The following is an 11,611-nucleotide window of genomic DNA, read 5'->3' on the forward strand; positions in this document are numbered from 1 at the left end:
GGGTCGGCACGGTGATACGCGCGAGGTTTTTTGACGACTGCATACTTAAATTTACTCGCGAGCACCTGGCCGCCGTCATCGTTCAAGTAGGTGCCGGGCTTGATACTAGGCCTTTGCGGCTAGCTCCACTCTGCCCTGAGGCGACCTTTTACGACCTTGATTTGCCTGACGTCATCGCCCTTCGCGATAAGCTCATGCCAAAAGCGCCGCGAAACTACAGCCTAGCGTGCTCGATGCTAGAAACCGCGTGGATGGACGAGCTAGCAAAAAAGCACGCGGGCGCGAAGTTTATTTTCGTGCTAGAGGGTGTGGCGATGTATTTTGAAAAGGCGGTATTTCGGGAGTTCGTGCTAAATTTGAGCGAGCGGTTCGAGGGGCTTTTGCTCACTGATTTGATAAATAAATTTGCCGCGAGATCAAACACGCGCAAGCACGACGTGCTCAAATTTATGAAAGGAGACGTGAAATTTAAGATGAGCGTAGAGGGTGCAGACGAGGTCGAGGCGTGGGACAAAGAGCGCATCAAGTGCCTAGAAATCGGCACCATGACAAATATGTACAAACACCGCTGGGGGCTTATCGCGCGCATGCTGGGCTACATAAAGCCGTTTCGCGAGGCGTGCAGGATGTTTGTTTTCGCTCTGGGCAAGCGCGGGTAAATTCGCTCAAATTTAAGCTAAATTTGACGGTAAATTTGACTGTTTTGCGTCCTAACCCGCACCTTTATGGCGCTAAAATACTATGCGCGCTAAATTTGACGCCGCCGCAAAACGCGATCAAGCTCAAATATAAGTTTGCGCTTATTAAATTTTAGCTATAATCCAGGCTTCATAGATGGGTGTCCGAGCGGTTGAAGGAGCACGCCTGGAACGCGTGTAAAGTGCAAGCTTTCGAGGGTTCGAATCCCTTCCCATCTGCCATAATCTTATAAAACTTAACCCAAAAATTTTCCACAAATTTACGCACAAGAACAAAAAATGATAAAGATAAAACACATAAACGAAGATGATTACGCGCGGATTTTCGTATTCGGCGATATGCACGGCTGCCTCAGGCTTTTTAATCTGATGATTAAAAAGATAAATTTGACCAAAAAGGATTTGGTTATTATTTTAGGCGATAGCTGCGACCGCGGCGAGGATACGATTGGACTATACAAAAGATACGCCGAGCTCGTTAGAAAAGGATACGCGCTGATCCACGTGCTGGGAAATCACGAAAAAATGATGATGGATGGGTATTTTGGCGGCGATACGCTAGATCATCAAATTTGGCTTAGAAACGGCGGCGATAAAACCAAAAGGTCGATCTACAAGCGAAATTTAAACAGCTTCGCGCTCTCGTGGCTCAAGGATTTTATCGGCGATATGCCCCACGTAGTAAGCTCTGAAAAAAGCATATTCGTCCATGCAGCCTTTGACGGCGGCAAAAGCGAAGAGGAACAAGACGAGGACTACGTGCTGTGGAGCATAGATCCATTTTGGGAGAGTAATAATACGGGCAAGCGGATATTTCACGGGCACGTCGCAAGCGAGGAAAATAGGATAACCAGGCGCGCGAATAACGTCTTTTCTATGGACGTGGGTGCCGTGTTTTTTAAGCGCCTAGTTATCATGGAGATAAAAAGCGGCGAGAAATTTGAAGTGGATTTAAAGGAGCAAAAATGATTTATTTTACCTCCGATTTGCATTTCGGACATAGCAATATCATGAAATTTCATCCGTGCTTTAGGCCTTTTTCTAGCGTAGAGGCGATGGACAGGGCGCTTATTGGCCATTGGAACGAGAGAGTAAATCCCTGCGACACGGTTTATAACATGGGCGATATTAGCTTTCACAAGGATGTGGAGACGAGTATATCCATCTTTAGCAAGCTAAACGGCAAGCACGTCCTAGTGCTAGGCAATCACGACGAAGCGATAAAAAAGCATAAAGACGAGCTGCTAGCTATGAAAAAGCAAGACGGCAACGCGCTGTTTGATGAAATTTGCAAATACAAAGAGATCACCGTGCAGCGCGAACAAGATAAATTTCATCTCGTGCTCTTTCACTATCCGCTAGCCGAGTGGAACGCAGGTCACCACGGCGCGATCCAGCTATACGGCCACATCCACGCAAATATCGCAAACGTAAAAGGCAAGGCGCTAAACGCCAGCTACGACCTGCACGGCAAGATTTTGAGCTTTGAGGAAATTTACGATTTCGTTAAAGACCTGCCGCCTTTTGAACATAGCAAACACAGGATGTTTAGCGAAGAAGATAGCGTAGAGAGTAGAAGCGCGAGGATAAAAGAGGTTTTAGAAAAGCTAAATTTTGACTGGCCTTAGTCAAATTTGCGCTTTGGATTTACAAAGCGAATTTGGGCTTCAAATCTTAAATTTGAGCCCAAATTTAGCTATTTTCATAAAAACATCACAAACAAAAACACGCCCAAAATCATGCGGTAAATCACGAACGGTAGCATGCTCACGCGCGCGATCAGCGCCATAAACAGCCGCACGCAAAGATACGCGCTAAGGCCGCTAACCGCCGCGCCGATAGCAAGATCGCTCCAAGGTAGCGCGTCGGGGGTTTTTATCAGCTTTACCGCCTCAAGGCCGCCTGCTAGCACGATAACCGGGATCGAGAGCAAAAACGAGAAATTCGCGCTTGCGCTGTGACTAAAGCCAAGCATCAGCGCCGCCGTCATCGTCACGCCCGAGCGCGAAACGCCGGGTATTAGCGCGATCGCCTGCGCTAGACCCACGATGAGAGCGAGCTTGATCGTCATTTCGTATTCGGTTTTTAGTCCTGATTTTTTGTCCGCGACGTAGAGCGCGATACCAAAGATTATCGTCATCGCCGCGATCACGAGCCCGTTTCTAGCGTACTGCTCGATGGCGTCACTAAACGCTAGGCCAAAAAGCCCCACCGGCACGGTCGCAAAGCCGACCGACCACACGAGCGTGCTGTCGCCGACCCTCTCGCGTCGCGTGATAGATGCGAAAAAATCGCGCACGAGCCCAGCAAGTCTATCTTTGAAATAAAAAAGTATCGCCGCGAGCGTGCCAACGTGAACGGCGACGTCAAAGGCAAGCCCCTGATCCGCCCATCCAAGCAGCTTTGGCACGAGCACGAGATGTGCCGAGCTAGAGATCGGCAAAAACTCGCTAATGCCCTGAACTAGGGCCAAAACGATGATATGCGAAAGCTCCATCACGCGGCCTTTTGGTTAAATTTAAGCTGATTTTGCGCGCTAAATTTGATTTTATCTTGAGCACAAATTTGATCATTTTCGCCTTTTTGTGCGTCAAAATTACCTGCGCCGCGAGCTAAATTTATGATGAAATTTTCGTCGGCGAATCGCCCTGTTTTTTGCCTATATCTTTGCAATATTTCCCTTTTTATAATTTTGATTTTACCGCGAGCAAGCCGCATAAATTTGATGCGGGTCTCGCCCGGCATGAGTTCTCAAATTTGACGCCTCCAGCTCAAGCTAAAACCGTCAAATTTAAAGCTAGATTTTACTTCGCCAACTCTTGCGCAAATTCCGCGATCTTTTCAGGCGTGAAGCCGAAGTATTCGAACAATGCGCCCGCCTTGCCGCTCTCGCCAAAGCTCTTCATCGAGTAGATCTCGTCAGCAAATTTATACCACTCCAGCGCGCTTGCGGCTTCGACGGCGATGACCTTGGTCGCTGGATCTATGATCTGATCTACGTACTCGCGCGGCTGCTCGCAAAGCAGGTCGAAGCACGGAGCAGAGACGACGTTCGCGCCGATACCGCGAGCGGCTAAAATTTCAGCCGCTTTAACGCAAAGCTCGACTTCGCTGCCGCTGGCTATTAGCGTGATTTTGGCGTTTTGCGCGCGTTTTAGTAGATAAGCGCCATTTTCTACGCCGCCTAGTTCGCCTTTTTCAAGCGGAGCGAGGCCTTGACGGCTAAGCACGAAGGCGCTTGGAGCGCGTAAATTTAACGCAGCTTTCCAACAAAGCGCGTTTTCGTTGCCGTCGGCCGGGCGGAAAGTGTAAAAATTTGGCATCGCGCGAAGCGTGCTAAGCTGCTCGATAGGCTGGTGTGTCGGTCCGTCCTCGCCCACGCCGATGCTGTCGTGCGTAAAGATAAAAAAGTGCCTGATGCTCATCAGCGAGGCGATACGCGCGGACGGCTTTAGATAGTCGCTAAAGATAAAAAACGTCGCGCTAAACGGCAAGAAAAGCCCGTATCTAGCGACCGCATTGTTTATCGCGGCCATGGCGTGCTCGCGGATACCGTAGTGGATGTTGCGTCCGTTAGGGAAGTCGCCCATGCCTTTTAGCTCGGTTTTGTTTGATGGAGCCAGATCCGCGCTACCGCCGATAAAGCCAGGTAGAGCCCGCGCGATCTCGTTCATGATGACGCCGTTGCTGTCGCGCGTGGCTAGCTTTTTACCGCTAAAATCTGGGAAATCTATCTTGCTAAAATCAGGGTTTAACAGTGCGTTTAGCATATTTCTGCTCTCGCTGCTTAGATTTTCTACCTTTTTGTTCCACTGAGCTTCGGCTAGGTCGCCCTTTTCTAGAGCGGCGCGGAAGCGAATAAGAACGTCCTCGTCGATGGCAAATTTGCGCTCAGGATCAAAGCCGGCTGCGATTTTAGCAGCCTTTATGATCTCCTCGCCAAGCGGCGCGCCGTGGCTGTGGTGACTGCCCTCTAGCTCGCCCGCGCCCTTTGCGATGCGGGTGTTTGCGATGATGAGATACGGGCGCTCTTTTTCGGCGGCTTGCTCGAGCGCAAACTCGATCTGATCGTAGTCGTGGCCGTCTATGCGCGCGACGTCCCAGCCCTGCGCCTCAAACCTCGCCTTCACGTCCTCGCTCCAAGCGATACTCGTGTCGCCCTCGATCGTGATGTTGTTGGAGTCGTAGATCAGCACGAGGTTGTCTAGATGCAGATTGCCCGCGACCGCACAGGCCTCGTAGCTGATGCCCTCCTGCAAGTCTCCGTCGCCGCAGAGGCAGTAAATTTTATGATCTATGACGGCGTTTTCAGGCTCGTTTAGCAGATTGGCCGCGTATTTTGCCGCCATAGCAAAGCCCACCGCGTTTGCCACGCCCTGCCCTAATGGTCCGGTCGCGACCTCGACGCCTTTTGTGTGGATCTCTGGGTGGCCCGGGGTTTTGGAGCCTAGCTGACGGAAGTTTTTTAGATCATCAAGGCTAAGATCGTAGCCGCTAAGATGCAAAAAGCTATACACGAGCGAGCTTGCGTGACCGCCGCTAAACACGAGCCTGTCGCGGTTTAGCCAGTTTGGATTTTTAGGATTGTGATTTAGAAATTTAGCCAGCACGACCATGACGTCCGCTAGCCCCATCGGCGCGCCCGGGTGCCCGCTGTTTGCCTGCTGCACCATATCCGCGCATAAAAACCTTATCGTATCCGCCATCTTTTTTAGCATTTTTTCTCCTTAGTTTTTATGCGATTATACGAAAATTCGGCTTAAATTTTACGCTTTTAGCGCCGCCGTAAATTTTAAAAACTCGGCGAAATTTTCTTTTTTATCTTTTAGCTCAAAAGGTATCTTATGCTCTTTTTCGCCGATTATTACGGCATCCTCTTTTACTTCGATTTGCGAGCCCTTGATCTCGTCCCACGAGCTAAAAACGGGCTCTTCCATCAGCTCGCGGCTAATGAGTCCGCGCTCGTCCAGTATCACGCCGTAAGGCTTACCGAAAAGCGAACGGTCAAGGCTGTGAAGCATCGGCGAGACGGGCTTAAAGACGCTAAGCGATTTTGATAGCAGCTTCGTCTCGTCAAGCGGCGTTTTTAGCGCTTCGCCCAGCTCAAGCTCCAAAATTTTATCCGCGATCGTGCGCTCCTGGGCCTTAACGCCTTCCTCGAAAACCGCTTGCAAGACCGCTTTTAGCGCCCTTTTCATCGCCGCTTTCATCTCGTCCTCGATTTCAAATTTGCATTTTTCTAGCTCTTGCCACGCGAGATTTTCCAGCTCGTCAGGCGAATGCTCGCCGAGCCTAAACGCCGCGGCTACTTCGTCCGCGTTTGCGGCGGAGGCGTCAAATTTAACCAAAAGATGCCGCTCCGTGAGCAAAAACCCTATGCTTTTTCGCCCGATCATCTGTGCATGTACGCCGATAAAAGCAACCGGCCGGGCATCGTAAAATTTAACCGTCCCGCCGTAATCCGCGCCTTCTTGCCGCCCTAGGCTTTTATCTAAAATTTGCTTCGTAGCTAGCGCGAAAACCTCGTTCGCATCGTCCCAAACGGGGTGCTTTGCGCCATTACCGTTTATAAATAAAACATTTTGCGTATTTTCGTCGAAAGAGAGTAAAATTTCGTCCAAACTTTTCACGTTTTCTCCTAAATTTTATTTAAAAACCATACTCCGCCACGCAGCCAAACATCATCGCGTCGTCGCACGAAATTTGAACGATACACGGCTCACTCGCGAGACGGCTCGCACTTTTCGTAAAACCACTCGAACGTCTCGTTTAGCTTAAACTCATCGCCGTCTAAAAAATACTGCTTGCTGCTTTTGATCGCGTTTTCGCCTGCGGCTACGTAGTCGCCAATGAAGCCGCGATCCATGACGTCGCGTGCTAAAATTTCACGTTCAAATACATTTACCGTCTTTTGCGTTTCGCGCCATTTGCCGCTCTCATCGGGTTCGCGAAGCGCTGAGGATACGTTATTTCCAGCTTCGTCGTAGGCGTAGACGTACTCGCGCCGCTCGCCATCTGACATCTCGCGATTTTTTATCAGGTTACCGCGCGCGTCGTAGCTAAGCTCGTTTTCAAACACAACCCCCCAGCGCTGCGACTCCCCCTGCCAAAACGACGATGCGGAGTATTTTAGCCGACCCTGCTCGGTCTCCTCGCGCACGTTTTTGTAGCAGCCGTTCCACTCGCTCTTTGCGGCGTCCCAGCGGCATCTAAGATCGGTAAAGCGCCTAAACTCGGGCTCTATTTTTTGCACCGTCCTCTCCTGCGGCTGCCACGCGTCCTGGCTCCACGTAAAATTTATCTCAGTGCGCATTCCGTCCGCAGCCGTAAAGGCCGAATGCTTCGTCTGCGGCACCCATTTGCCGCGCCATTTATAGCCCTCGGAGCTAGCGTAGACGTCGCCTTTATAGCGGTATATCAATTTTTCGTACGGAGTCCATTTTTTTGCTTTGGTATTCCACTCAAAGGTCGCTACGAGCGTAGTTTTATGGTTTTCGTCATAAAGTCTTTTGATTAGATACGTCGGCGTCCATTTGCCGTTTTTTAGAGTGAAATTTTGAGAGATTTCCGTCGCGCCCGTTCGCTTTTCGATGGTTTTTTGACCTTGGTTTAGTTTGCCGTTTTGACCGCGAGTATCAATATAAACAAACGCGCCGTCCTTTGTCCTCTCTGTTTTTGAGAACCCTGCTTTGCGCCATTTTTCGGCGCCAAAGTCCCAATCGTACTCTGTGCTGCCTATCTCGCGCTCGCCTCTTTCGTCAAATTTGACAATACTTTTCGTTCTGCGCCTGCCCTCATCGCTGATTTCGTCGTAGATTTTTTCTAGTAGTCGAGCCTTCGCGTCGTAAGCTTGGCTCGTTTCGTATTTGTAGTGCGGCACGGCGTCGCCCTCCGTCTTGTAGCTCGTCTTTTTTAGGCAAATTTCGCCCGACGCAGCTAGCGGCAAGGCCCAAATCACAGCCATCGCCGCCGCTTTCCAAAAAAATCTCACATTCGCTCCTTTTTAAATTTAGCCGCCCAAACGGCGTCAAATTTGATGCGAAAGCAAAATTTAACGAGCTAAATTTGACGCTCGGGCGCTCGTTAAATTTGACCGAATCCAAAGCGTCAAATTTAACGCAGTTGGGCCGCTAGCAAAAGATCATTTGACCCTTTTATATTTCCACGTCTGCTCTGAGGCGAGCTTAAATTTACCGTCCGCTGCGACGAATTGTTTAAAGCTAGTCACCGCGTATCTGCTAGGCATCTCAAAGGACATCAGCGAGCCGCCGTGTCCGACGTCGTCGGCTAATATGTGCGGATCAAAGGTCGTCTCCAGGCGCTTATTTTGCACCCATCTTTTGCCGTTTTCGTCGCTAACTAGCTCGTAGATATCCACGCTCACGTTATCGCCGCGCTCGTTGTAGCCGTAGACGAACTTCTCGCTGCCGTCCATCGTGTCGTATCGCTGCGTTAGCAGACGCTCGCCGCTCTTGTCGTAGATGCTGCGGTTGGAGTACTCCTGCTTCCACTCTTTGCGCTCTTTATCCCACAAAAACGCCGCCGTTTCAAAGCCCACGCCCTCTACGACCGAGACGCTTTTGCTGTTGTTTTCCCATGCGTTTTGCTCGGCGTTCCAGATGAGGTTTATCGTCACATCTTTGCCACTAGAGGCGTCGTAGTCGTGCTTTGACATCTCGTCATAGCGCCACGCGCCGTCCTCAAACACGCTTCTTACCTGCTCGTATTTACCCTTCACGTCGCCCGCAACAGTGCTTCTTTCGCGGTTTTGCCATGCGCCGTTTTCGTAGTCCCAGCTCTCGTAGCCGCGCGTCTGTCCGTCCACGCCGTAGAGCAGCTGCGTTTTTGACTTAGGCTGCCATCTTTTGCCGTCCCAGACGCTAAGCACGATGAGCTCGTTCTCGCCGTATGCGTTCTCCACGGTTTTAGTTAGCGCTGCTTTTTGCCATTTGCCCTTTACCAGCTCGTATCTGATCTCCTCGCTAGCGTTTTTTAGGTACTTTGTGATGATTTTGCTAGCATTTTCCGGCACGCCTCTGATAAATGAACTAGACTCCTGCGTGAGGACGCCTTTTTTATAATCGGCTTTGTATTCGGTTACTTTGACCCATTTTTTCGCGGCAAAATCATAGCTATAGGCTTCAAATTTCGTCATCTCGCCGGCTTTGTTGTAGTAGCTGATCTCTTTGTGTTTGCCCTTTAGGCCGTCTGCGAGCTCGGAGCTGCTCACTAGCTCTAGGCGGCGAGCCTTGGCGTCGTAGCTTTGCTTGGTTTCATAGCTAAAAGTCGGCTCCTCAAAAGTCTTTTGCGCGGTGCTAGCTAGCATGTAGCCGTACTCTTTGGCAAACGCCGCCGCACACAAAAGCGCAAGCGATAAAGCTAATTTTTTCATTATCTCTCCTTTTGATAAATTTAAACGATTATAGCATAAAAAGGACGCCGAATTTTGCCGAATTTACGGCGGGATCGGCACGGTTTGCGAGATGGTTTATTTATACCGAGCGGATAGAGTTTTGTAGTTATGGATAAAATTTGCAAAATTTGACGGCAAATTTAACTGCTCAAATTTGACCGAACAAAATGCAAATTTAAGCTAAATTTACCGCAAATGCTTGTCAATGAGGCCCATCACGATAGCGCGGATACCCGCATGCACGCCGCCTAGCTCGCACTCTATCTTTGCGATGAGCTCGTTTTTAGCCTGCACCGCGCCCTCTACGCCAAGAAGGTTGGTAAATGAGTTTTTCGCACCGTCGTTATGTGTCGGCTTGCCCGCCGTTTCGGCGCTTTGCGTCGCGTCGATGATGTCGTCTGCGATCTGAAACGCTAGCCCCAGATCAAGCCCGATGTCGTATATGCGCGCAGCCTCCGTCTCGTCTAGTCCCGCCACGACGCAGCCTGCTTGCAAGCTCGCCGCGATAAGGCGCGCGGTCTTATGGATGTGCAAAAATTTTAGCTCCTCAAGCCCTAGTTTTTGATTCTCGAAATAACAATCCACCGCCTGCCCTAGCGCCATGCCATAGATACCGGCGTTGCGGCTTAGGATCTCGACGCATTTTATGCGCGCGTCCGCATCCAGCGGAGCCCTTGCTATCTGATAAAAGGCGTGGGTGTTTAGCGCGTCGCCCGCTAGGATCGCCGTTACTTCGTCAAATTTGACGTGCAAGCTAGGCTGTCCGCGGCGCAGATCCGAGTCGTCCATCGCAGGCAGATCGTCGTGAATGAGCGAGTAGCTGTGCATCGTCTCAAATGCCAGCGCGATGTGAAACGCCGCCTCTTTGCGCTCGGGACGCACCGCCGCTACGACACCTGCGACCAACATCGCGCGAAAGTGCTTGCCGCCCGATTTTAGCGTGTACGAAAGCGCCTCGTCAAAGCATGGATGAAAGCTAGGATTGCTCGGTAAATGCGCGCTCAAAAACTCCTTAAACTCGGCCAAAAGCGCGTCCTGATCGGCGGCGCTGGGCACTGGTTGCTGCAAATTTGCACCCGAAGTAAAACACGAGCCTTTTGCTGCGTTTATCGAGATCAAATTTGCTCTATTTTTCGGGCTTTGAGTCGGATTTTCGGAGCTAGTTTTGGCTTTGGTCGAGTTTAAAATTTGAGAGCAATTTTGAGACGAGCTCGCGCGCGAACTGCGAGCTAAAATTTGATCATTCGGCAGCGCCTGCGACTCACTCAAATTTGACGATTTCGCCGCGCTTTGAAGGCAAATTTGATCATTGCCGCTAAATTTTGATTTTACCGCTAAATTTTGATTTTGCATCTATTCTCCGTTTTATTTTTGCCGACTGGTCGGGCGCAGGCTAAATTTCTCAAATTTAGCCTGCAAAGGCGTCAAATTTGCCACTCGCGACTACCGCGCATTGTAAAAAAAGTCAAAGCCGTTGCGTCTAAAAAGCAAATTTTGACCGCCGCTTTTAGCGAGCAGGCTGAGCGCTTCCTTGCGGTTTGAGACCGTTTTTTGCCCCACTTGTATCAGCTTGTCGCCGACTCTGACGCCAAATTTGGCCGCGCCCGAGTTTGCGTCGACGCTTTTTACCGTTAGCTTCTCGTCAAATGTCATGCCGTAGAGCTTTTGCACGCTCGCGGCATCGCTGCTTTGCGGTATGGACTGAGGTTTTGCGTCGCTAGCGGCGGCCTTTTTATCCGCCTTCATCGGCGCTTTTTGCTCTTTTTTGGCCGCGTCGTCAGAGACCGCCACGCCAAATTTCAAAACCTCGTCGCCGCGCTTGATCTCAAATTTGAGCCGCTCGCCCTTTTTGGCGAACAAAATCCTCTCGTTTAGCTCGCGCAAACTCTCAAATTTCTCGCCGTTTACGCTCAAAATTTCATCACCCACCATTAGCGCCGCGCCGCGTCCGAGCGGATCGACGCTCTTTACGTAGAGCTTGCCATCTCGCTCCTCAAAAACCGCGCCCACATCGCCGTAGTAAACGTCTTTATACGCCGCAAAGTGCCTTAGATAGCGGCTCGGGACGAATTTATCCCCGCCCACTGCGATACCGCGTAGCTTGCAGCACGGACTTAGCACGGCGCCCGTGCCGTTTACGTCAAACGTGAGTACGTCTAGCTCGCCTAGCGCCTGCGCCTGCGCCTTTACGTGGCCGTAGACGGTCGCGTTTAGATCGCGCGTGACGCTAACCCAGTCGCTTTTTTTCGTCGCGTTATCGTCAGACATCTTCATAGGCTCGAGTTTGGCGTCCGAGGCGACCAGATAGAGGCCCAGATATGGGTCAAATTTGACGTAGTTTTTCACGGGAATTTCGCCTTTTGGTACGGCGATTAGATTTGGCGCGATCGCGATGCCGCCGTTGCCCGCGACGTTTACCATGGCAGGCAAGTTTTTCTCAAAGCAAGCGTTAAAATCATCCTGCGTCGGGCGAGGCTCGGCTCTAAGCGACGCGGCAAAT

The 11,611-nt window shown here is 50.7% G+C and carries 11 protein-coding genes and 1 tRNA gene; 4 read left to right on the forward strand and 8 right to left on the reverse strand.

Going from position 1 to position 11,611, the window contains the following annotated elements; translation table 11 throughout:
- The 4 genes from Q0314_RS06830 to Q0314_RS06845 form a co-directional block, all read left to right on the forward strand.
- The coding region (locus tag Q0314_RS06830; protein WP_298057731.1) for a class I SAM-dependent methyltransferase at window positions 1–659 on the forward strand (659 nt) is incomplete at its 5' end.
- A gap of 173 nt (window positions 660–832) precedes the next feature.
- Window positions 833–920 (forward strand) — tRNA-Ser (locus Q0314_RS06835).
- Between the two features lie 57 nt (window positions 921–977).
- Window positions 978–1,667 (forward strand): metallophosphoesterase, encoded by a 690-nt coding sequence (locus Q0314_RS06840; protein WP_298057732.1) that lies wholly within the window; start codon window positions 978–980, stop codon window positions 1,665–1,667.
- Window positions 1,664–2,326, forward strand: coding sequence for a metallophosphoesterase family protein (locus Q0314_RS06845; protein ID WP_298057734.1), 663 nt, complete (start codon window positions 1,664–1,666; stop codon window positions 2,324–2,326). Before Q0314_RS06840 ends, Q0314_RS06845 begins: the two co-directional genes overlap by 4 nt.
- Before the next feature lie 74 nt (window positions 2,327–2,400).
- Here Q0314_RS06845 and Q0314_RS06850 read toward each other — a convergent pair whose 3' ends face one another.
- From Q0314_RS06850 to Q0314_RS06885, 8 genes are all read right to left on the reverse strand, one after another.
- A complete protein-coding gene (locus tag Q0314_RS06850; RefSeq protein WP_298057735.1) occupies window positions 2,401–3,195 on the reverse strand; it encodes an undecaprenyl-diphosphate phosphatase in 795 nt (264 codons plus the stop codon).
- Entirely contained in the window at window positions 3,195–3,371 is a 177-nt protein-coding gene (locus Q0314_RS06855; protein WP_298057737.1) for a hypothetical protein, read from the reverse strand. The genes Q0314_RS06850 and Q0314_RS06855 overlap by 1 nt, the downstream gene beginning before the upstream one ends.
- A 131-nt stretch (window positions 3,372–3,502) precedes the next feature.
- The gene (gene tkt, locus Q0314_RS06860) at window positions 3,503–5,416 is read right to left on the reverse strand and encodes a transketolase (protein ID WP_298057738.1); all 1,914 of its coding nucleotides are present in this window, start codon (window positions 5,414–5,416) and stop codon (window positions 3,503–3,505) included.
- A gap of 48 nt (window positions 5,417–5,464) precedes the next feature.
- Window positions 5,465–6,328, reverse strand: a complete 864-nt coding sequence (locus tag Q0314_RS06865) for a hypothetical protein (RefSeq protein WP_298057740.1) — start codon at window positions 6,326–6,328, stop codon at window positions 5,465–5,467.
- Between the two features lie 89 nt (window positions 6,329–6,417).
- Window positions 6,418–7,689 (reverse strand): hypothetical protein, encoded by a 1,272-nt coding sequence (locus Q0314_RS06870; RefSeq protein WP_298057741.1) that lies wholly within the window; start codon window positions 7,687–7,689, stop codon window positions 6,418–6,420.
- Between the two features lie 150 nt (window positions 7,690–7,839).
- Window positions 7,840–9,090: a hypothetical protein gene (locus tag Q0314_RS06875; protein ID WP_298057743.1), complete on the reverse strand. Its 1,251-nt coding sequence runs from the start codon at window positions 9,088–9,090 to the stop codon at window positions 7,840–7,842.
- A gap of 207 nt (window positions 9,091–9,297) precedes the next feature.
- Complete coding sequence (locus tag Q0314_RS06880; protein ID WP_366114565.1) at window positions 9,298–10,137, reverse strand: polyprenyl synthetase family protein; 840 nt, start codon at window positions 10,135–10,137, stop codon at window positions 9,298–9,300.
- Window positions 10,138–10,554: 417 nt separating this feature from the next.
- A partial coding sequence (locus tag Q0314_RS06885) for a PDZ domain-containing protein (RefSeq protein WP_298057746.1) occupies window positions 10,555–11,611 on the reverse strand: 1,057 nt, incomplete at its 5' end.

It is taken from the genome of uncultured Campylobacter sp. (genome assembly GCF_938040115.1).
Lineage (GTDB): Bacteria > Campylobacterota > Campylobacteria > Campylobacterales > Campylobacteraceae > Campylobacter_A.